Origin of the sequence: Bacillus sp. AFS040349 (assembly GCF_002577655.1) — a bacterium.
Lineage (GTDB): Bacteria > Bacillota > Bacilli > Bacillales > Bacillaceae > Metabacillus.
This window is the reverse complement of sequence record NZ_NUMC01000073.1, coordinates 15,208-37,608: the sequence shown is the minus strand read 5'-3', so window position 1 is coordinate 37,608 and position 22,401 is coordinate 15,208. Positions and strand designations below refer to the sequence as shown.

Annotated in this window: 20 protein-coding genes, 1 other RNA gene and 1 other annotated feature; of the genes, 19 read left to right on the top strand and 2 right to left on the bottom strand. The window is 36.5% G+C overall.

Annotated elements, in window-relative coordinates; all coding sequences use genetic code 11:
* The first annotated feature begins 41 nt into the window (after positions 1 to 41).
* From recJ to dtd, 4 genes are all read left to right on the top strand, one after another.
* Positions 42 to 2,396 carry a single-stranded-DNA-specific exonuclease RecJ gene (gene recJ, locus COD11_RS16150; RefSeq protein WP_098797936.1) on the top strand — a complete coding sequence of 785 codons (2,355 nt, stop codon included), beginning with the start codon at positions 42 to 44 and terminating at the stop codon, positions 2,394 to 2,396.
* Positions 2,397 to 2,412: 16 nt separating this feature from the next.
* The gene (locus tag COD11_RS16145) at positions 2,413 to 2,925 is read left to right on the top strand and encodes an adenine phosphoribosyltransferase (RefSeq protein WP_098797935.1); all 513 of its coding nucleotides are present in this window, start codon (positions 2,413 to 2,415) and stop codon (positions 2,923 to 2,925) included.
* 340 nt (positions 2,926 to 3,265) lie between these two features.
* Positions 3,266 to 5,473, top strand: a complete 2,208-nt coding sequence (locus COD11_RS16140) for a RelA/SpoT family protein (RefSeq protein ID WP_098797934.1) — start codon at positions 3,266 to 3,268, stop codon at positions 5,471 to 5,473.
* A gap of 13 nt (positions 5,474 to 5,486) precedes the next feature.
* Positions 5,487 to 5,927, top strand: a complete 441-nt coding sequence (dtd, locus tag COD11_RS16135) for a D-aminoacyl-tRNA deacylase (protein ID WP_098797933.1) — start codon at positions 5,487 to 5,489, stop codon at positions 5,925 to 5,927.
* A 58-nt stretch (positions 5,928 to 5,985) separates the two neighbouring features.
* Here the strand turns inward: dtd and COD11_RS16130 are convergent, their stop codons facing one another.
* Positions 5,986 to 7,491, bottom strand: a complete 1,506-nt coding sequence (locus COD11_RS16130; RefSeq protein ID WP_098797932.1) for an N-acetylmuramoyl-L-alanine amidase family protein — start codon at positions 7,489 to 7,491, stop codon at positions 5,986 to 5,988.
* Between the two features lie 135 nt (positions 7,492 to 7,626).
* Between COD11_RS16130 and COD11_RS26920 the strand changes: the two genes are divergently transcribed.
* The 5 genes from COD11_RS26920 to COD11_RS16110 all read left to right on the top strand — a co-directional run bounded on the left by COD11_RS26920 (position 7,627) and on the right by COD11_RS16110 (position 12,593).
* On the top strand, positions 7,627 to 7,800 hold the full coding sequence (locus COD11_RS26920) for a hypothetical protein (RefSeq protein ID WP_176551115.1): 174 nt from the start codon (positions 7,627 to 7,629) through the stop codon (positions 7,798 to 7,800).
* Positions 7,801 to 7,871: 71 nt separating this feature from the next.
* Positions 7,872 to 8,105: a binding site (T-box leader), on the top strand.
* A gap of 260 nt (positions 8,106 to 8,365) precedes the next feature.
* Positions 8,366 to 9,634 carry a histidine--tRNA ligase gene (hisS, locus tag COD11_RS16125; protein WP_098797931.1) on the top strand — a complete coding sequence of 423 codons (1,269 nt, stop codon included), beginning with the start codon at positions 8,366 to 8,368 and terminating at the stop codon, positions 9,632 to 9,634.
* Positions 9,635 to 9,648: 14 nt separating this feature from the next.
* A complete protein-coding gene (gene aspS / locus COD11_RS16120; RefSeq protein ID WP_098797930.1) occupies positions 9,649 to 11,415 on the top strand; it encodes an aspartate--tRNA ligase in 1,767 nt (588 codons plus the stop codon).
* Positions 11,416 to 11,466: 51 nt separating this feature from the next.
* Positions 11,467 to 11,652, top strand: a non-coding RNA gene (gene ssrS, locus COD11_RS16115) — 6S RNA.
* A gap of 167 nt (positions 11,653 to 11,819) precedes the next feature.
* Positions 11,820 to 12,593, top strand: a complete 774-nt coding sequence (locus COD11_RS16110) for a tRNA threonylcarbamoyladenosine dehydratase (RefSeq protein ID WP_098797929.1) — start codon at positions 11,820 to 11,822, stop codon at positions 12,591 to 12,593.
* A 29-nt stretch (positions 12,594 to 12,622) separates the two neighbouring features.
* Here the strand turns inward: COD11_RS16110 and COD11_RS16105 are convergent, their stop codons facing one another.
* Positions 12,623 to 13,210, bottom strand: a complete 588-nt coding sequence (locus COD11_RS16105; protein ID WP_098797928.1) for an RsfA family transcriptional regulator — start codon at positions 13,208 to 13,210, stop codon at positions 12,623 to 12,625.
* Between the two features lie 191 nt (positions 13,211 to 13,401).
* Between COD11_RS16105 and COD11_RS16100 the strand changes: the two genes are divergently transcribed.
* The 10 genes from COD11_RS16100 to COD11_RS16055 all read left to right on the top strand — a co-directional run bounded on the left by COD11_RS16100 (position 13,402) and on the right by COD11_RS16055 (position 22,318).
* Positions 13,402 to 14,691 (top strand): replication-associated recombination protein A, encoded by a 1,290-nt coding sequence (locus tag COD11_RS16100; RefSeq protein WP_098797927.1) that lies wholly within the window; start codon positions 13,402 to 13,404, stop codon positions 14,689 to 14,691.
* A gap of 154 nt (positions 14,692 to 14,845) precedes the next feature.
* Positions 14,846 to 15,526, top strand: coding sequence for a YczE/YyaS/YitT family protein (locus COD11_RS16095; protein ID WP_176551114.1), 681 nt, complete (start codon positions 14,846 to 14,848; stop codon positions 15,524 to 15,526).
* A gap of 10 nt (positions 15,527 to 15,536) precedes the next feature.
* Complete coding sequence (gene cymR / locus COD11_RS16090) at positions 15,537 to 15,953, top strand: cysteine metabolism transcriptional regulator CymR (protein WP_098797926.1); 417 nt, start codon at positions 15,537 to 15,539, stop codon at positions 15,951 to 15,953.
* 45 nt (positions 15,954 to 15,998) lie between these two features.
* Entirely contained in the window at positions 15,999 to 17,138 is a 1,140-nt protein-coding gene (locus COD11_RS16085) for a cysteine desulfurase family protein (protein WP_098797925.1), read from the top strand.
* Positions 17,139 to 17,161: 23 nt separating this feature from the next.
* Positions 17,162 to 18,274, top strand: coding sequence for a tRNA 2-thiouridine(34) synthase MnmA (gene mnmA / locus COD11_RS16080; RefSeq protein ID WP_098797924.1), 1,113 nt, complete (start codon positions 17,162 to 17,164; stop codon positions 18,272 to 18,274).
* A 118-nt stretch (positions 18,275 to 18,392) separates the two neighbouring features.
* Positions 18,393 to 19,052 (top strand): tetratricopeptide repeat protein, encoded by a 660-nt coding sequence (locus COD11_RS16075; RefSeq protein ID WP_098797923.1) that lies wholly within the window; start codon positions 18,393 to 18,395, stop codon positions 19,050 to 19,052.
* Positions 19,053 to 19,076: 24 nt separating this feature from the next.
* Positions 19,077 to 21,461 carry an SF1B family DNA helicase RecD2 gene (gene recD2 / locus COD11_RS16070; RefSeq protein WP_098797922.1) on the top strand — a complete coding sequence of 795 codons (2,385 nt, stop codon included), beginning with the start codon at positions 19,077 to 19,079 and terminating at the stop codon, positions 21,459 to 21,461.
* A gap of 26 nt (positions 21,462 to 21,487) precedes the next feature.
* Complete coding sequence (locus tag COD11_RS16065) at positions 21,488 to 21,964, top strand: PRC-barrel domain-containing protein (RefSeq protein WP_098797921.1); 477 nt, start codon at positions 21,488 to 21,490, stop codon at positions 21,962 to 21,964.
* A gap of 16 nt (positions 21,965 to 21,980) precedes the next feature.
* Positions 21,981 to 22,172 (top strand): hypothetical protein, encoded by a 192-nt coding sequence (locus COD11_RS16060; protein WP_098797937.1) that lies wholly within the window; start codon positions 21,981 to 21,983, stop codon positions 22,170 to 22,172.
* A 14-nt stretch (positions 22,173 to 22,186) separates the two neighbouring features.
* Positions 22,187 to 22,318 carry a YrzQ family protein gene (locus COD11_RS16055; protein WP_098797920.1) on the top strand — a complete coding sequence of 44 codons (132 nt, stop codon included), beginning with the start codon at positions 22,187 to 22,189 and terminating at the stop codon, positions 22,316 to 22,318.
* The last annotated feature ends 83 nt before the right edge of the window (positions 22,319 to 22,401 follow it).

Genomic DNA, 22,401 nt, shown 5'->3' with positions numbered 1-22,401 from the left:
AGAAGTTTTGACAATACGTGGGATGGTTGAGGGGTGAAACTATGTTAAAGGCAAAAACAAGATGGATGGTTCAATCATCTGATGAAACCTTAATTGGGACACTAATTGATAACTTATCCATTACACCGTTAGTCGCATCTTTACTTGTAAATAGAGGCATACATTCAGTAGAAGAAGCACGTGAATTCTTGGAAATTGAAAAACAATCTTTTCATGATCCGTTTCTTCTAAAAGATATGGACAAGGCTGTCCACCGAATAAAAACGGCGATAGAACAAAATGAGCATATATTAGTTTATGGAGATTATGATGCTGATGGAGTAAGCAGTACAACTGTATTATTAACAGCTTTACGTACACTGGGTGCAAACGTAGATTTCTATATTCCAAATCGATTTACCGAGGGATATGGACCAAATGAAGCTGCTTTTAGACATGCACATGAAAAGGGTTTTTCTTTAATCATTACAGTTGATACAGGAATTGCAGCAGTTCATGAAGCTCAAGTGGCAAAAGAATTAGGGATAGACGTGATTATTACTGACCACCATGAGCCAGGTCCGATCCTTCCAGAAGCAATTGCGATTATCCATCCAAAACAACCAGGGTGTACCTATCCTTTTAAAGAGCTTGCTGGGGTTGGAGTTGCCTTTAAATTAAGTCATGCTCTGCTTGGTGACGTTCCAACTGATTTATTAGAAGTAGCAGCAATAGGAACAATTGCAGATTTAGTAGCACTTCATGATGAAAATAGATTAATAGCTAAAAAAGGTATAAATCAGTTAAAAACAACAAAACGTGTTGGACTAAAAGCATTGTTGAAAATTGCCAATGTCAAGATGGATGAAATAAATGAGGATACGATAGGTTTTGCACTGGGGCCGCGAATTAATGCAGTTGGTCGTTTACAATCAGCTGACCCCGCAGTGGATCTTCTTCTTTCTGAAGATGAAGAGGAAGCTGCAGCTATTGCAGAGGAAATTGATTCTCTTAACAAAGAACGTCAGAAACTTGTTAGCACAATGACAGAAGAAGCAATTGAGGAGGTTGAAACTCGTTTTCCGATCGAGGATCATCCAGTTCTAGTTATTGCTAGAGAAGGCTGGAATCCAGGTGTGGTTGGTATAGTTGCATCAAGGCTTGTAGATCGTTTTTATCGTCCAACAATTGTTTTAAGCATTGATAGAGAAAAAGGAATTGCAAAAGGATCAGCTCGAAGTATCGTTGGCTTTGATTTGTTTGAAAATCTATCAACATGTCGCGATATTCTTCCTCATTTTGGTGGGCACCCAATGGCAGCAGGTATGACACTAAATCTGGATGATGTTGATTTACTAAGAGAAAGACTTGTTGAAAAGGCACAAAACATATTAACAGAAAATGATTTTATACCGGTAACAAAAGTGGATGTAAGCTGTAATTTAGAAGATATTTCAGTTAATTCAATAGAAGAAATGCAGCTTCTTTCACCCTTTGGAATGAACAATCCTAAACCTGTTATTCAAATTGAAAATGTTACATTAGCAAATGTTCGGAAAATTGGTGCTGAACAAAATCATCTAAAGTTGGTTTTTTCTCAAGAAGATTATCAGCTTGATTGCGTTGGGTTTGGTATGGGGTATATCCATGATGAACTTTCACCCTCTGTTACTTTATCAGCAATTGGGGAACTATCTATTAATGAGTGGAATAATCTTCGCAAACCACAAATCATGTTACAAGACATTAAGGTTGATGAGTGGCAGCTGTTTGATTTTAGAGGAACAAGAAATGTGGACAAGCTTGTAAGTTCAGTAGCAACTATAGATAAAAGTATAATTGTTACTTTTCAGGAAAAAACGCATGATTATGTGAAGAGTATAGGCTTCGAACAAAAAGCTATGTTTTTAAAAACAAAACAAGATGCCATAAATCTATCTGTTCAAAATAAACATGTTATTTTAATGGATATTCCATCATCACTAGATTCTTTTGATGCACTTTTTTCTGAAGGAAAGCCTGCAAGAATTTACTCGGTATTTCAACAAGATTCAGATCACTTTTTTTCAACGATTCCGACAAGAGAACACTTTAAATGGTATTATGGATTTCTTTTAAAGAAAGGCTCTTTTAAGCTTCAAGAGCAAGGTGAACAACTAGCTGCTCATAAGGGTTGGACAAAAGAAACAATTGAGTTCATGTCACAGGTGTTTTTTGAACTAGAATTTGTTACAATAGAAAATGGTGTTATTTCGACAAATTCTTCAACTCGAAAACGAGATTTAACAGAATCGAAAACATATGCCCAAAAACAAATGAGAATAGAACTAGAAAAAACGTTATTATATACATCTTACATGCAGCTTAAGCAGTGGTTTGAAGAAAGATTTCCATTAGATGCGCCTGTAGGTGTATAAGGAGGACAAAGAAAAAATGGATTTAAAGCAATTCGTAACAGTCGTACCTGATTATCCGAAACCAGGAATTCAATTCAAGGATATTACAACATTAATGGATAATGGGGATGCGTATAGATATGCGACAGACCAAATTGTTGAATATGCTCGTGAAAAGCATATTGATCTTGTTGTTGGTCCTGAAGCACGTGGCTTTATTATTGGTTGCCCTGTTGCTTATTCACTAGGAGTAGGTTTTGCCCCTGTTCGTAAAGAGGGTAAATTACCTCGTGAAGTAGTTCGTGTTGAATATGGTCTTGAATATGGGAAAGATGTATTAACTATTCATAAAGATGCGATCAAGCCAGGACAACGTGTTTTAATTACAGATGATTTATTAGCAACAGGAGGAACAATTGAAGCGACCATTAAACTTGTTGAAGAGCTTGGTGGTATTGTTGCGGGGATTGCTTTTCTAATTGAGTTATCTTATTTAGATGGCCGTAAATTATTAGATGGCTATGATGTATTAACATTAATGAAATTTTAATGAACTAAAATAAATGATAGGGGATAAGAGTTAATAAGGTAACTCTGTCCCCTTTGTTCTTAAGAGCACTCTGAAGGGTGCTTTTTTTGCAAACTTTCTGTAAGATGGTCCTTATCATTCCTCAAGTAGGAACATATCCAGTAATTGGAGTAGGTAAAAAATAGTATGTACCTCTTTACATCTCCACTTTTTTTATTGATAATAGTTACAATATAGTAAATTTTCTAATCGTATTGATGAAATTTTTTCGTCACCTCGATTTTCACATGAATAAATCAGATTTTTCGCGCAGTTCCTTATTTAGAGGTTTATCAAAGTTTCAATACAAAAAGGTGATTCCATGTCTAATGAACAAGTATTATCTTCTGAGCAAGTAATTCAAAAGGCACAGCGATATTTATCAGTCGAAGATACCGCTTTTATTCAACGTGCCTATGATTTTGCTGAAGAAGCACATAGAGAACAATTCCGTAAATCGGGAGAGCCATATATTATCCATCCTATTCAAGTCGCGGGGATATTGGTAGATTTAGAGATGGATCCATCAACAATTGCTGGTGGCTTCTTACATGATGTTGTGGAGGATACAGAGGTCACTCTTGAGGATTTGCGCAATGAATTTAATGATGAAGTGGCAATGCTCGTCGATGGTGTTACAAAACTAGGAAAAATAAAATATAAATCAAAAGAAGAACAGCAAGCAGAAAACCATCGTAAAATGTTTGTTGCAATGGCTCAGGACATCCGGGTTATTCTCATCAAACTAGCAGACCGTCTTCATAACATGAGAACGTTAAAGCATTTGCCACAAGAAAAGCAAAGACGTATCTCAAATGAGACACTTGAGATTTTTGCTCCTCTAGCTCATAGATTAGGGATTTCAAAAATCAAATGGGAGCTTGAAGATACATCGCTTAGATACTTAAATCCACAGCAATATTATCGAATCGTAAATCTAATGAAAAAGAAACGTCAGGAGCGGTTAGAGTATCTAGATCAAGTAATTGATGAAGTACGTGAGCGTGTAGACGAAGTAAATATTGAAGCGGAATTTTCTGGAAGACCGAAACATATTTACAGTATTTATCGTAAAATGGTTCTTCAGAATAAACAATTTAATGAAATCTATGATCTTTTGGCAGTCCGAATTGTTGTGAATAGCATTAAAGATTGTTATGCTGTCCTCGGTATTATTCACACTTGCTGGAAACCTATGCCTGGACGCTTTAAGGATTATATTGCAATGCCAAAGCCTAATATGTACCAATCTCTTCACACAACGGTTATTGGACCTAAAGGAGATCCCCTTGAAGTTCAAATTAGAACATTTGAGATGCATCAGATTGCCGAATATGGAATCGCTGCACATTGGGCTTACAAAGAAGGAAAAGATATTGATGAGAAAACAACATTAGAGAAAAAACTATCATGGTTTAGAGAAATACTAGAATTTCAAAATGATGTGACGAATGCAGAAGAGTTTATGGAGTCATTAAAAATTGATCTTTTCTCAGATATGGTCTTTATTTTCACTCCTAAAGGAGATGTAATTGAATTACCATCTGGTTCCGTCCCAATTGATTTTGCCTATCGAATTCATTCCGAAATTGGGAATAAGACAATAGGTGCGAAAATAAATGGCAAGATGGTTACGCTTGATTATAAATTAAAAACTGGTGACATCATTGAAATCCTAACGTCTAAGCATTCGTATGGTCCAAGCCAAGATTGGTTAAAGCTTGCACAAACATCACAAGCAAAAAATAAAATCCGCCAATTCTTTAAAAAGCAACGTCGAGAAGAAAACGTTGAAAAAGGAAAAGAAATGGTTGAGAAAGAAATCAAAAATCTTGATTTCGATATAAAAGAAGTCATGACATCTGATAATTTGCAACGGGTAGCCGAAAAGTTTAACTTTTCAAATGAAGAAGATATGTATGCAGCTGTTGGATATAATGGTGTAACAGCGTTGCAGGTAGCCAACCGCTTAACAGAAAAATGGCGTAAAAAACGTGACCAAGAGGAACAGGAAAAGAATATTCAGGAAGTAATGAATGAAGTAAAACAAGTTCCTTCTACATCTTCCCGTAAGCGTGATGCAGGTGTACAAGTTAAGGGTATTGATAATCTATTAATTCGCCTTTCAAAATGCTGTAATCCAGTTCCAGGGGATGACATTGTTGGATTTATTACAAAGGGTAGAGGAGTATCTGTTCACCGATCTGACTGTACAAATGTGCATACAGAAGATGCTAAAGAGCGATTAATTGATGTTGAATGGGAAAATCAGCCCTTATCAAGTCGTAAGGAATACAATGTTGAAATTGAAATACTTGGATATGATCGTCGTGGTTTATTAAATGAAGTTCTTCAAGCTGTGAATGAGACAAAAACGAATATTTCGTCAGTTGCAGGTAAATCTGATCGAAATAAAGTTGCGACAATTAATATGGCTATTTCTATCTCAAATATTAATCACTTGCAAAAGGTAGTTGAAAGAATTAAACAAATACCGGATATTTATTCGGTTCGAAGAATGATGAATTAAGGTAGGTTTTATTGTGAAGGTAGTTGTTCAACGAGCTAAGGATGCTCAAGTAACAGTCGAAGGAGACGTAGTTGGAAATATAAAAGCAGGTGTAATGGTGCTTGTAGGAATTACACATGACGACACTGAGACAGATGCTGAGTACTTAGCAGAAAAAATTGCTCATTTGAGAATTTTTGAAGATGAATCAGGAAAAATGAATTATTCTTTGCTTGATATAGAAGGTGAAGTACTTTCTGTTTCACAATTCACTTTATATGGTGATTGCCGAAAAGGGAGACGTCCTAATTACATGAATGCAGCAAAGCCGGATTATGCAAACAATTTATATGAAATGTTTAATCAAAAGTTAAAAGATAAGGGGCTGCATGTTGAAACTGGAACATTTGGTGCTATGATGGATGTTCAGTTTACAAATGATGGTCCTGTTACATTAATTATTGAGAGTAAATAAAGGTTAGTTTCTCCAACTAGTTGTTGGGAAACTAACCTTTTTGTTTTTCAAGTGTACTTTATTTGAAGTAGTACGCAATTCCATTAAAGATTCCTTGTGAAGCATGTTCTTGATAACTGGCACTATTTATCGTTAATTCTTCAGTTCGATTACTTAAAAATCCAAGCTCTAATAGGACTGCGGGTGAATGGTTTTCTCTAAGAACATGGAAATTCCCAAATTTGACGCCACGATCATTAAGCCTTGTTTGTTGAGTTAGCTCTTTGTTAAGCCTGAAGGCTAATGGTGCATCCTTAAGTGAATGATAGAAGTAGGCTGAAGTACCTGACGCATTTGGGTCAACAGCACTGTCATAGTGAAGACTTATAAACGCTTCTGCATTTCGATAATGAGATGTACTGACTCTTGAATTTAAGCTAATGTATGTGTCTGTTGATCTTGTGATAAACACATTTGCTCCAGCTGATTTCAGCTTATCATATACTAGCTTTGCTGTTGTAAGGGTAAGATTTTTCTCTAACGTCCCCCCATTGCCAACTGCTCCACCATCTTGGCCCCCATGACCAGGGTCTATAACAATTGTTTTACCTTTAACATATTGTGCGGCACCTGGTCTTCTTATTGGATCAGTTACACCACTCGTTTCAACAACCCACCCGGCAACATATCCACTTTTTTTGTCATTAAGGGCAACCTTATACCAATCTCCATCTGTTTGAAGAATTTGAAATGTATCTCCTAAATTGACTCTTTTCACAATCGTGCTATTCGTAGAAGACCCTGAACGGATATTGGTTCCATCGAACATAATTTTTACGGTTTGATCAGACTTGCTTAAATCTGTATCGAATTGGGTATCTGCTGTTTTTTTGATAAACCATCCTGCAACCCAGCCAGTTTCATTTTTAAAAGATATTTTATACCAATTGTTTTTTTCTTGAAGAATCATCACCTCTGTGTTTTTTGGTACTGATGATAGAACCTTACCTGAGAAAGTTCCTTTATCTCTAATACTCAAAATAGGAGCTGTAACAATTCCCTTTGCCATTCTTGTTGACGCCCTATTCGTTTTCTCTATGTAACTGTTGGATACCCAACCTGTTTTACCCGAATAGAGTATTTGTGTCCACTCACCGCTTTTGTCAAGATATATTGCTGTTTTTCCATATTCAAAGCTTCCAATCATATCAAAAGATAATCCAGGACCTGAACGAATTCTAAGTCCAGATGCGAGTGATATGACTTCATAATGAGTCGTTTTTTTATTAGCAAGTTTGGAATCAGAATTTTCTTTTATAGTAAACCAACTTGGGATCCATCCTGAAGAAGTTGGGGAAAGTTTAATTTTAATCCAGTTCCTCTTCTTTTCTAACACATTAAATGTTTGTCCCTTTTTAACTTTGGCAATAACTGAATAGGTAAGACCAGCTCCACTTCTAACATAGTTTTGTTCTACATTTATGATCACTTGTTTGTTTTCGGCCTTTATAACAGAAGAATTCAATAAAAAAGCTGTAAATAAAAGTATGAAACAAATCATGTTGGTTCGGTTTTTGCGAATCAAGAGAAAGTCCTCCTTTTAAAGGTCTACCAAATTATTCATTCTCTGCTGATCTTCATGATCCTTTAAAATCTGAAATAAATTCTTCCAAAAAGGGAATTATAAATTTGATCCTTTCTGAAAAGAGGTGTGTTAAAAATGAGAAATAGTGATAAAGGTGAATTAATGCATTCACGACGTGATGTTTTTGGAATCGATTTTCATGATTTTATGACAAAAGAACAAAATGAAAGCTCCTTTGAACTTGCCTCAGAGTTTGGAATTTCATTACGCGAGGTAAAAAATTTAAAAAAACATTTAAATCGTTCTTGACAATGTACAGCAAAGATACGTATGATAAGATAAAATTCGATAGAATCTTATCAATGAAACATACATATTTTTATGAACCATTGAGGGAGAACAGTAAATAAGAATACACATGACAAGAGAGGAAATGTCCGGGGCTGAAAGCATTTCTACATGATGACTTATTGAAGAACACTCCTTAGGTTTCTCTCTGAAAAACATTCGTTTAGTAGGGGCAGGACGTATACAGGCGTTAACTGATTGAGTGGAAGAGGTCATTAGACAGCTTCAACTAGGGTGGAACCACGGGTATAACTCTCGTCCCTACATGATGTAGGACGGGAGTTTTTTTGTTGTAAAAAATTTGTGGTGTTCTTTTGAAAAAAGTTTTAATGTCTAGCTACAGGCGCCACCGGCGAAGCACAGGACGTGCAGGTGCAGTCAACAGGACGTTGCGTTTTTGGCTGCCTCGAGGTCATAAGCCAAGTAGGAATTGAAGGTAAAGGGCAACCTTCTATTCCTACTCGTCTTATGCTTGTCGCCGTTAAACGGGTGCCTTCCGCATTTCGTATTAGGAGGAGAAAGTATTATGTCATTCCAGATTCCTAGAGGAACTCAGGATATTTTACCTGGAGAAGTTGAGAAATGGCAGTTTGTTGAGAATACTGCTAGAGATTTATGTAACAGATATCAGTATAAGGAGATTCGCACACCAATATTTGAACATACGGAGCTGTTTGCAAGAGGTGTTGGAGAGAGTACCGATATTGTTCAAAAGGAAATGTATACCTTTTTGGATCGTAAAGGAAGAAGTATTACTCTTCGACCTGAGGGAACAGCTTCAACTGTAAGATCGTTTGTAGAAAAAAAGCTTTATGCGAATCCATCACAGCCAACTAAGCTTTATTATATCGGACCTATGTTTAGATATGAACGACCACAAACTGGACGATTTCGTCAATTTGTCCAATTTGGTGTAGAAGCATTAGGAAGTAATGATCCTGCAATTGATGCAGAAGTAATTTCTTTAGCAATGGATTTATACCAAACACTTGGATTAAAGAGCTTAAAGCTAGTAATTAATAGCTTAGGTGATGCAGAAAGTCGTAAAGCCCATCGTGAAGCACTAATAGCTCACTTTGAACCTAGAATTGAAGAGTTTTGTTCTGATTGCCAGACGCGTCTGAAGCAAAATCCATTACGGATCTTAGATTGTAAAAAAGATCGTGACCATGAATTAATGGAAACAGCTCCATCCATTTTAGAATTTTTAAACGATGATTCTAAGAAGTATTTCCAAAAAGTTCAAGATTATTTAGGTGCAAATGGTATCTCATTTGAAGTAGATCCTGGACTAGTAAGAGGGTTAGATTATTATAACCATACCGCTTTTGAGATTATGAGTAATGCAGAGGGCTTTGGTGCTATTACCACTCTATGTGGTGGTGGGCGCTATAATGGATTGGCTCAAGACATAGGAGGGCCTGAAACACCTGGAATTGGTTTTGCTTTGAGCATTGAGCGTTTATTAGCGGCGCTTGAAGCAGAAAAAATTGAACTTCCAATTACCTCATCTATTGACTGTTATTTAGTTACTATGGGGGATCAGGCTAAAGATCGTGCCGTTTCCTTACTTTATGAAATGAGAAATGCAGGTCTTATTGCAGAAAAAGATTATGAAGATAAAAAAATGAAGGCTCAATTTAAATCTGCTGACCGTCATCAAGCAAAATATGTTGCGGTACTAGGTGATGATGAGCTTGAAAGAAATGTGATTGCCGTTAAAAATATGGAAACAGGCACTCAAGAAGAAGTTTCAATAGAAGAAGTTATAACATATTTAACATCTAAGGTATAAAGGAGAGGGATTACATGTTTGGCCGAACATATTATTGTGGTGAAGTTCCAGAGTCAGCAATTGGAGAAGAAGTTGTATTAAAAGGTTGGGTTGCTAAAAGACGTGATCTGGGAGGAGTTATTTTTATCGACCTACGTGACCGTACTGGCGTAGTACAGGTTGTTTTTAACCCGGAGGTTTCACCGGAAGCGTTAGCGATTGCAGAGCGAGTTCGTAGTGAGTACGTGTTAGATATAACAGGTAAGGTTGTAAGCCGTGATGAGGAAACAATTAATCCAAATGTATCAACTGGTACAATTGAGGTTATTGTTGAAAAAGTAACAATTATCAATGCAGCTAAAAACCCGCCATTTATAATTGAAGATAAATCAGAAGAAGTTTCAGAGGATGTTCGTTTAAAATATCGTTATTTAGATTTAAGAAGACCAGCATTGTTGAATACCATTCAAATGCGTCATAATGTGACAAAATCGATGAGAAGCTTTTTAGATGATAATGGCTTTTTAGATATTGAAACACCAATTTTAACAAAAAGTACTCCTGAAGGAGCACGCGATTATTTAGTACCTAGCCGCGTGCATGAAGGTGAATTTTATGCATTACCACAATCACCTCAAATTTTTAAGCAATTACTAATGGTTTCAGGTTTTGATAAATACTATCAAATTGCTCGCTGCTTCCGTGATGAAGATTTACGTGCTGACCGTCAGCCAGAGTTTACTCAAATAGATATTGAAGCTTCATTTATGAGTCAGGACGATATTATGTCAATGACAGAGCAAATGATGGCTAGAATCATGAAAGAAACGAAAAACGTTGACATTGAGTTACCACTTCCAAGAATGACGTATGATGAAGCGATGGGACGTTACGGTTCGGATAAGCCGGATACACGATTTGGTTTAGAGCTTGTCGATGTTAGTGAAATCGTTAAAGATAGTGGATTAAAGGTGTTTAACACGGTTGTAGCTAACGGTGGTCAAGTTAAGTCAATTAATGTAAAAGGTGCTGCTGAGAAATACTCTAGAAAAGATATGGATGCATTAGCAGAGTTCGTTGCACCTTATGGAGCAAAAGGATTAGCTTGGTTAAAAGTTGAAGAAGACGGCTTAAAAGGACCGATTATTAAATTCTTCACAGAGGAAGAACAAAAAGGTTTATTGCAAACACTTGAAGCAACTATTGGAGATCTACTTGTATTCGTTGCAGATAAGAAGTCAGTGGTGGCAGATTCATTAGGTGCTCTTCGTTCAAAGCTAGGAAAAGACTTACAACTGATCGATGAAAGCAAGTTTAATTTCCTATGGGTAGTAGATTGGCCGTTATTAGAATATGATGAAGCAACTAAACGTTATTATGCAGCTCACCATCCATTTACAATGCCTGCTCGTGAAGACATAGATCTTTTTGACACAGACCCAGGTAATATGAAAGCACAAGCGTATGATATTGTTCTGAACGGCTACGAACTAGGTGGCGGATCTATTCGTATATTCGAAAAAGATGTTCAAGAGAAAATGTTTAAGCTTTTAGGATTCTCAGAAGAAGAAGCAAAAGAGCAGTTTGGTTTCTTATTAGAAGCTTTTGAATATGGAACACCTCCACATGGTGGTATTGCACTTGGATTAGACAGATTAGTTATGCTTTTAGCTGGGCGCACAAATCTTCGCGATACGATTGCTTTCCCTAAAACAGCTAGTGCAAGTGATTTATTAACAAACGCACCAAGCACTGTTAGCGAAGCGCAGCTCGAAGAATTAAATCTTGAACTGCGTGACTAATTGTCAAGATCTTGAAATGAAAATTTGCTTATGATATTATCTCTATAACACAAAGTCCTGATGTGTTCGTTGTACACCTAGTTTTGACCTAACATTGTTTATACGGGAGCTTGAGTTTTCAGACAGAGTACATGCCTCTACCTCGGATTGAGGACTTACAAACTCTGAAATAAAGCACCCACCTGCTGAGTGCGGGATCAAAACGAGGGAAATGGCGACGGCACGATTGGGACTATACTACATATCAAAGCGAAAGGGTCATTCCACAAGGGTGACCCTTTTTATATAGGATTAAAAAACAAAAAACGCTTGCTTTTCTATCGATGTATGTTATATTCGTTTTCAGGTAAAAATACTGTCATTATGCAAGATAACGAAATAGGTTAATAATTGGAGTGAGTTAGTTGCTACATCAATTTTCACGTAATGAACTGGCGATTGGTAAGGAAGGATTAAATATTCTAAAAAATAGTACGGTAGCTGTATTAGGAATTGGTGGTGTAGGTTCCTTTTCAGCCGAGGCTCTTGCAAGGTCAGGTGTAGGCAGACTTGTATTAGTTGACAAAGACGATGTTGATATTACAAATGTGAATCGTCAAATTCACGCGTTAGTATCAACTGTTGGACAACCTAAAGTAGATTTAATGGCTGCACGTATTAAGGATATTAATCCGGAATGTGAAGTTATTTCTCTAAAAATGTTTTATACAGAAGAAACGTATGAGCAATTTTTTGATCAAAACTTGGATTATGTGATTGATGCTTCAGATACCATTTCTTACAAGATTCATTTAATGAAAGAATGTTTGAAGCGTAATATACCCGTGATTTCAAGTATGGGTGCTGCAAATAAAACGGATCCAACTCGATTTCAAATTGCTGACATTTCTAAAACACATACAGATCCAATTGCAAAAGTTATTCGAACTCGTTTACGTAAAGAAGGAATTAAAAAAGGCATTAAAGTTGTCTTCTCAGACGAAAGCCCGATCGTAATTCGGGAGGAAGTTCGTAAAGAAGTTGGAAATGATGCTGCGCCGATAAGAAAGGCTAAAATGCCTCCATCTTCAAATGCGTTCGTCCCTTCTGTGGCAGGGTTAATCATGGGTGGTCATGTTATTACAGAACTTTTGAAGGATATTAAAATTACAAGAGTGAAAGATGAAAAACAAAGCTAAGAGGCTGCATTCAAGCAGCCTCTTAGCTGTTAATGATAGTATTCCTTTTTTAGCTCTTCTTCCGATGTATTTTGTGCATGTTGAATTAAAACCATCAGCACTTTATATTCTTCTTCTAATTTATGTTTCCGCTCTGTTAGTTTTTTATATCTGTCCACTAGCTCTTTATTTTTTTTATATAACGCTTGTTTTTCTTTTTGTAAATGGTTATTTTCTTCTTTCAGTGAAGAATTGCTTTCGGGCATGTTATTTAATTGATTTAGATAAATAATACAGTCATTGATATTAATAAACTCACTTTGAGTTTGCATCGTTTTTGCTCTCTCCAAAATGTTAGGGTCTTCTTTTGGCTTTTTGCTTGTATTTTTATTGTTGTGTTGATTTAATTTGCGTTTATTTTCTTTATGTTTCTTTTTTGCTAATTCAATATCATTCACATATTCTTTTCGAACCTCTGCATTCCAACGATAGCTGCATGCAGCAGGTGTCCGGTTTATCTTGTCCGAGATCTCATTAAAAGCGGCAGTTTGTGTACTGCCATCCTTTATATGATTTACTACCGTTTTTGCTAGAAGCATATCTTCTTCGTGGGTCCACGCATCATGTCTATTTTTCACGATAACCTCCTTCGAGTTACTCGTTTTAACATGTTCGTTCGTAACCTTATCATTTCCTAGAAACTCATACTTATTCGAGTTCATAGATTCATATTTCATTCTTAGGAGTGCTTGGACGGTAAGCTCCTTTTATTTCTTTACATCAAGATTCCATATATAATTATAGGTAGAATTGTACTGGGGGTTTTAAAGTGAATGGAGAGCCACTTGCTTTTCGAATGAGACCGAAAACAATTGATGAGGTCGTAGGACAAAAAGATATCATTGGTGAAAAAACAAGTTTATATAAAATGATCAAAAACGGATATGTTCCATCCATGTTATTGTACGGAGAGCCAGGGGTTGGAAAAACGTCAATAGCTTTTGCTATTGCAGGTACGACTAGCATACCTTTTATAGCGTTAAACGCGACAACAGCAGGAAAGAAAGATGTAGAAGCTGTTGTTGAGGAGACTCGTTTAACAGGAAAAGTTATCTTGTTTCTGGATGAAATTCATCGTTTTAATAAGGCTCAACAAGATTATTTACTACCTCATGTAGAACGAGGTGACATTATCTTAATTGGTGCAACAACGGAAAACCCATTTCATGATGTAAATCCAGCGATACGAAGCCGATGCGGACAAATTAAGCAATTAACAAGATTAACTGTTGATGATATTGAAGTGCTACTTCAACGGGCGTTAAAAGATGAAAAAAATGGCTTAGGGATGATGAGTATCCAAATATCCGAGGAGCAAGTGAAAAAAATTGCTTATGGTGCTAATGGAGATGCAAGAAAATCTTTAACCTTATTAGAATCAATTGTTTACTCGTCCACTAAAGAAGGAGATACCTATATAGTGGAGGATTCTATTATTAACGATCTGACAGGTAATACAGGTGTTTATGGTGATAAAAAGGGAACTCACTTTTATAATCTGCTTTCAAGCCTACAAAAAAGTATTCGTGGTAGCGATGTAGATGCAGCTTTATACTATTTGGCTCATTTACTTGAGACAGGGGATCTTGTAGCCGTAAATAGAAGGCTAGTGGTGATTGCCTATGAAGATATAGGATTGGCAAATACATCTGTTGGTAACAATGTTTTGTCTGCTGTCATTGCAAGTGAGCGGTTAGGTCTTCCCGAGGCACGTATTCCTTTATCAGTTGCGGTTGTTGAGATGTGTTTATCTTCTAAATCGAATTCCGCATATAAAGCTTTGGATATGGCCATCGCGGATGTTCGAACAGGTAAAGTGGGGGAAATCCCAATGCATTTAAGAGATGGCCATTATGCTGGCTCAAAAGTGTTAGGACATGTTGGATACAAATACCCACATGATCACCCAATTGGAACGTTCGGCGGATGGGTGCAGCAAGAATACCTTCCAAGTAACTTAAAAGGAACTAAATATTACGAACCAATGGAAGCTGGTGAGGAAAAGAGATTATCAGCCATTTATTACAAGCTTGAGCAGTTTAAGAAGAATAATCAATAATACTTTTCATGTTAGATTAATCATGTCCTAGCGATATAGTCGGTTTTAGTGTCTAATATCACCATCTATGCTATAATGGCTAATGGAAAAAGTTAATGAATTGAACACTTGCTTACACAGTAAAGGGTTTATGACTATATAGGGGGACCCTTCATTGAAATCTTATACAAGAAATACTCTTGAGCTTCTGTTAAAATGGTCAATCTTTTTTATAGGATTGTTGATTATGTCATTTGGGATTGTTTTAACAATTAAAGCTGACTTAGGTGTTTCAGCTTGGGATGTTTTACACATCGGGCTATATAAACAGTTAGGGTTATCAATAGGTTCATGGACAATTATTATTGGTGGTCTCGTTTTACTATCTGCATCATTATTAACGCGAAAGCTTCCGCAGGTAGGAGCTTTTATCAATATGTTTACAATTGGAATATTTATTGACTTGTTTATCTTTCTTCCTGTTCTAAAAACTCCTGAATCATTTTTAGGTAAAATGATTATGTTGGTGATGGGAATTGTCATACTATGTTATGGAATGGGTTTGTATATATCTGCTAAATGCGGTGCAGGTCCAAGAGATAGTTTAATGATGGCTCTGGTTGAAAAAACGGGAAAATCTATTACATTTGTTAGAGCGTGGATTGAGGTAATTGTTCTTGTCATTGGATGGCTCTTAGGAGGTCCTGTTTTTATTGGAACAGTGATTGCGACAATTTCACTGGGGTATGTTGCAGGAGTTATGATTCCTTTTTGTCAGAATACAACTAATTTATTATTCATGAAATTACTTAATAAGAACCAATTTCAAACAAGTTTACTAGATCGTGGTATGTAGGGGGACTATTATGAAAATATCAACAAAAGGCCGATATGGATTAACAATTATGATTGAGCTTGCCAGAAAGCACGGTGAAGGTCCAACTTCATTAAAAAGCATTGCACAGGCTCATGATTTATCAGAGCACTATTTGGAACAATTAATCGCACCTTTAAGAAATGCTCGTCTTGTAAAAAGTATTAGGGGGGCTTATGGTGGCTATATTTTAGGTGATGAGCCTGCAAATATTACATCCGGGGATATTATTCGCGTTCTTGAAGGGCCTTTAAGCCCTGTTGAAGTATTAGAGGATGAAGAACCTGCAAAAAGACAGCTGTGGATACGAATTCGTGACGCTGTAAAAGAAGTGTTAGATAACACAACGCTTGAAGATTTGGCTAGTTATACAGACGGAGATCAAGAGCCATATATGTTTTATATTTAAAAATTTGTTAAGCTACTAAATTTTTAATAGGAAGGAGGTAGGAAAATGAAAAAAGTTTATTTAGATCATGCTGCAACTTCTCCGATTCACCCTGATGTTGCAGATCAAATGATGAAGGTAATGACTGAAACGTTCGGTAATCCGTCTAGTATTCATTCTTTTGGAAGAGAAGCAAGGAGAATTCTTGATGAGTCAAGAAGAATTCTTGCAAATAGTATTGGCGCAAGTCCAGGAGAATTAATTTTTACAAGTGGTGGGACAGAGGCTGATAATTTAGCTATTATCGGTACAGCACTTGCCAATCAACAAATCGGTAAACATATTATAACAACTGAAATAGAGCATCATGCAGTACTTCACACTTGTAAATACCTTGAGAAAATAGGTTACGATATTACTTACCTTCCTGTTAACGAAAGTGGTTTAATTTCTGTAGATGACCTCAAGCAACACTTAACAGACCAAACAGTGCTTGTTTCAATTATGTTTGGTAATAATGAAGTGGGCTCAATTCAGCCAATACGTGAAATAGGAAAACTTCTAAAGGAATACCCAGCGTATTTTCATACAGATGCTGTTCAAGCTTATGGAATTGAAGAAATTAACGTACAAGAGTTGGGTGTTGATTTGTTAACTGCATCTGCACATAAAATCAATGGGCCTAAGGGTATTGGATTCTTATATGCTAAAGCCGGTATTAAACTTCAGCCTTCATTATATGGTGGCGAACAGGAGTTGAAACGACGAGCTGGTACTGAGAATGTTGCAGGAATTAGCGGATTCAGTCGGGCAGCAGAAATTGCTGCATCCAATCGCGAAGGTAAGCGAAAAGAATATAAGAAATATAAGCAGGAAATGATCTCGATTTTTAAAGAACATGATATACAATTTGAAGTGAATGGAGAATTGAGTGGTCTACCTCACGTTCTAAATATTTACTTTCCGAAAACTCAAATTGAGTCTCTTTTAGTGAATTTGGATTTGGCAGGTATTGCTGCATCAAGTGGTTCTGCTTGTACAGCTGGTTCTGTTGATCCATCTCATGTATTAGTGTCTATGTTTGGAAAAGACTCAGATCGGATCATATCTTCTGTTCGCTTTAGTTTTGGTTTAGGAGTATCCTTAGAAGATATTAGATATTCTGCCCATGAAATATCAAAAATTGTAAAAAGAGTGACAGCTTAGAGTTACATGGAGGTGAATAATGGATGACAAAAGATCCTAAAGATATAAGAGTAGTTGTAGGAATGTCGGGAGGAGTTGACTCTTCTGTTGCTGCTCTTCGTTTAAAAGAGCAAGGTTATGATGTTATCGGAATTTTTATGAAAAACTGGGATGACACAGATGAAAATGGTGTATGTACTGCAACAGAGGATTATAATGATGTGATTGAAGTTTGTAATCAAATTGGTATTCCATATTATGCAGTAAATTTCGAAAAGCAGTATTGGGACAAGGTATTCACATATTTCCTGGATGAATATAAAGCAGGTAGAACGCCAAACCCTGATGTAATGTGTAATAAAGAAATTAAATTCAAGGCATTTTTAGAACATGCCATGTCACTAGGTGCCGATTACTTAGCAACAGGTCATTATGCAAGAGTGGAATATCGAGATGGTGAATATAAAATGTTGCGTGGTGTTGATGACAATAAGGATCAAACCTATTTCTTGAACCAACTAGGTCAAGAGCAATTGTCTAAGGTCATGTTCCCATTAGGAGATATTGAAAAACCTCTTGTTCGTGAAATGGCAAAGAAAGCCAATCTTGCTACTGCTACGAAAAAAGATAGTACGGGAATTTGCTTTATCGGTGAAAGAAACTTTAAAGAGTTTTTAAGTGGCTATCTTCCTGCACAGCCTGGTATGATGAAGACCCTTGACGGAGAAGTGAAGGGAAAACACGACGGGCTTATGTATTATACAATTGGTCAAAGACATGGTTTGGGAATTGGTGGAAGTGGTGAACCATGGTTTGCAGTCGGTAAAGATCTAAAGAAAAATGTGTTATATGTAGATCAAGGCTTCCACAATGACTTACTATATTCTGATAGCATAACGGCAACAAATATGAGCTGGGTTTCAGATAAACAAGTAAAGAATTTAACCTGTACAGCCAAATTCCGTTACCGTCAACAAGATAATGAGGTTACAGTCAAGATGATTGATGACAAAACCGCTAAGGTAACATTCAAAGAACCGATTCGTGCTGTAACACCTGGACAAGCAGTAGTGTTTTATGATGGTGATACATGCTTAGGTGGCGGAACGATCGATGAAGTTTTCAAAAACGGTGAAAAATTATGGTATGTTGGATAAGGGAGAAAAATTTGGTTTAATAAATGTTTCTGATACTAGAAGGGGTTGACACAATGAGTCAGCCCTTTTTATCTGTATCCTATATATTTACTACATACTAGATAAAGGAAGGATTATGATGGATATTAATCAACGTGGAATTGAAGCAATGCAAAAAGGAGAGTTCGAGGAAGCAGCAACTCTTTTCTCGGAGGCAATTGAGAAAAATCCGAATAACCCAATTAGTTATATTAACTTTGGCAATCTTCTTTCTGCAGTTAATGAACCTGAAAAGGCATTGAAATTTTATGAAAAAGCAATTGAAATAAATGAAGATTCTGCAACAGCTTATTATGGAGCAGGAAATGTTTACTTTAATCAAGAAAACTATGATGAAGCAAAAAATATGTATGAAAAAGCATTAAAGAAAGGCTTAGATCAAGGTGATTTACACTTTATGTTAGGAATGTGTTTATTTAATCTTGGTCAAAACCGTTTAGCTCTTCCTTATTTCCAACGAGCAGTAGAGTTAAATGAAAATGATAGTGATGCAAAATTCCAGTATGGTTTATGCTTGGCACAGCTTGAATTAATTGATGAGGCACTAGTGCAATTTGAAGAAGTTATCGAACTAGACGAGCAACATGCCGATGCTTTTTATAATATAGGAGTAGCATACGCCTTTAAAGAAAATAGTGAAAAAGCAATTGATATGCTGAATAAAGCATTAGAAATCCAGCCGGACCATATGTTGGCAGGACATGCATTAAAAATTATGAATGGAAATATGGAGAGATAAGTTCTCTGAAGGGAGAGGCAAAAAATGCAGGAGAGTGCAGATTTATTTGGAGAAAAAGAGCGCTATGTCAAAGGACTAGTTAAGGTTGTTATCTTTCATAATGAACAAAATCTTTATTCAGTGCTAAAAGTAAGAGTACATGAAACGAGTGAAGATATAGAAGATAAAGAAATAACTGTTACTGGTTACTTTCCCCTCCTGCATGAAGATGATACCTACACTTTTTTTGGGTCGTTTACAAATCACCCTAAGTTTGGGCTTCAATTTCAAACCGAGCATTTTCGGAAAGAAATTCCTCAAACAAAAGAAGGAATTATACAATATCTTTCAAGTGATCTTTTTAAAGGTATCGGAAAAAAAACAGCGGAAGCAATCGTTGAAAAATTGGGTGAATCCGCTATCTCAAAAATTTTACAAAACCCCTCCATTTTGGATGATATTCCTAAGGTGAATAAAGATAAGGCAAAACAATTGGTTGATGCACTAATTTCTCATCAGGGTCTTGAGCAAATCATGATTGCCTTAAATCAGTTTGGGTTTGGTCCACAGCTTGCGATGAAGATTTATCAAACTTACCAAGATGAAACATTAACCATTATTCAGGAGAATCCTTATCAATTAGTACAGGATGTAGAAGGAATTGGTTTTGTTCGTGCGGATGAGCTTGGAGAGCACCTTGGTATATCGGGGAAAAGTGCTGAACGAATTAAAGCAGCTTGTCATTACAATGTCGAGCACCTTTGCCTACAGGAAGGTCATGTTTATGTTACAACGGAGCAGCTAATTGTTAAAACAAAGGAACTCCTTGATCACTCTAAAAAAGAAACCATTCACGAGTCAGATATTGCAAATGAGATCATTGCACTAGGTGAAGAGGGAAAAATGATTGTTGAAGAAAACCGTGCTTACCTTCCATCACTCTATTTTGCTGAACAGGGATTGGTAAAAAATATTAATAAGATCCTTGATCAAACAGAATATGAGGATTTATTTCCTGAATCTGAATTTTTATTATCTCTGGGGAACCTTGAGGAAAGAATGAATGTGCAGTATGCACCAACACAAAAAGATGCGATTCAGAAGGCGCTAATGTCACCTATGTTACTACTAACTGGAGGACCTGGTACAGGAAAAACAACCGTTATTAAAGGGATTGTAGAATTGTATTCAGATTTACATGGATGTTCTCTTGATCCTAAAGATTATAAAAAGGAAGAAACTTTTCCAATTGTACTTGTAGCTCCAACAGGGAGAGCGGCAAAACGTATGAGTGAAGCCACAGGAATGCCGGCGGTTACGATTCATCGTCTTTTAAAATGGAATGGAGCAGATGGGTTTGAACACGATGAAGAAAACCCGATTGCAGGCAAACTTCTGATCATTGATGAAGTCTCAATGGTTGATATTTGGATTGCTAACCAATTATTTAAAGCTTTGCCTAAAGAAATTCAGGTTATCATGGTAGGCGATGAGGATCAGCTTCCTTCAGTTGGTCCTGGTCAAGTGCTTCGTGATTTATTGGCATCTCAAGTGATACCAACGGTTCGTCTGACAGATATTTACCGTCAGGCAGAGGGATCTTCTATCATTGAACTTGCCCACGATATAAAGGAAGGTAGACTTCCACAAAATATAGCGGCACCAACTTCGGATCGTTCGTTTATTAGGTGTTCTCAAGCTCAGATGAAAGAAGTCATAGGTAAAATCATACAAAGTGCACTGAAAAAGGGATATACAGCAAAAGATATACAAATCCTGGCACCCATGTATAGAGGACCTGCTGGTATTGATCAGCTAAATAAATTACTTCAGGAGCTTTTTAATCCAAAAGCATCTGGTAAAAGAGAATTGAATTTCGGTGATGTTGTGTACCGAAATGGTGATAAAGTGCTTCAGCTCGTAAATCAGCCTGATAGCAACGTATTTAATGGAGATATTGGAGAGATTGTATCCATTTTTTATGCAAAAGAAAATACCGAAAAAGAAGATATGATCGTAGTTTCGTTCGATGGTAATGAAGTAACGTATACGAAACAAGATTTTAATCAATTTACACATGCCTTTTGTTGCTCTATTCATAAATCACAAGGAAGTGAGTTTCCAATTGTGATTATGCCTATTGTTAAAGGCTATTACCGAATGTTAAGACGAAATTTAATTTATACAGGAGTAACAAGAAGTAAAAGGTCTCTTATTTTATGTGGTGAATTAGAAGCCTTACAATGGGGAATTTCAAATAATGAAAGTTCCGAAAGACAAACAAGCTTAATGTTAAAGCTTGGAGCGGATCAAATAAAAGATTCAGAACTTGACGAACTACAAAAACAATTGCCATTCCCCCTTGAGGATGCAAATATTGGCATGGAAAACGTTACACCGTATGACTTTATGGAAGCTGGCGAAATATAAAAATGTTCGGAAAGGTGGAGATGACTTTGCGGACATTTTCGAAGCTAAAGGGACTTCCAGTATATTGTAGCAGTAGTGCAGACATTCTTGGTCATGTAACAAATGTTTGCTTATCTTCCAAGGGATTTATATTCGGACTTATGATGGACGGCAAGGGCCTTTTTCAGCGTAATCGCTTCGTTCCTCTTGAATCAATTTATGCAGTAGGAGACAACGGCGTTATGGTTGAAGAAAGGGACAAGCTTCTGTCATTACATGAAATGAAAAAACAATATATGTATAACACTTATGATGATCTTTGCAATAAAGCAGTTCTCACTAAAGAAGGGGAAAAGCTTGGATTATTAGAAGACGTATATTTTTCAGAAAAAATGGACACAATTGAGGCATACGAACTGACGGACGGATTTTTTGCTGACATCGCTGAAGGTAAAAAGGTGGTTAAGGCTTCCGGTGAACCACTATCGATTAGCAAAGATGCGATCGTCATTGAACTTTATTAAAAGAGGTGTGCTTAGATTGTTTTCATGTCCGAATTGTAGAAGTAAAGACCTTGGAAAGATCGGTGTAAATCAATATTACTGCTGGAGTTGCTTTATTGAACTTTCTGTGTCAAAGGGAAAAATATTAACACATCAAGTTGAGGAAGATGGGACATTAAGCTCACTTGATGATTTGTTTCCTGAAGATGAACGATCAATAAGCATGTAAAGGGGAGATTGGTCTTGAATCGAACTTTAACCTCATTAATAACTATGGGTGTAGGGGCAGCAGCATATCATTTTTCTCGTAATACAAACATGATGAATAATCGTTCTATGAAGAAAATGAGAAAACGTGTTATGAAAATGTTTTAAATGAAAGAGAGGAGCTGGCGAATTTGTCGGCTCCTCTTTTCTTTTAAGTTTAATGGAACTCTGTACATAAAATACGGAATCAC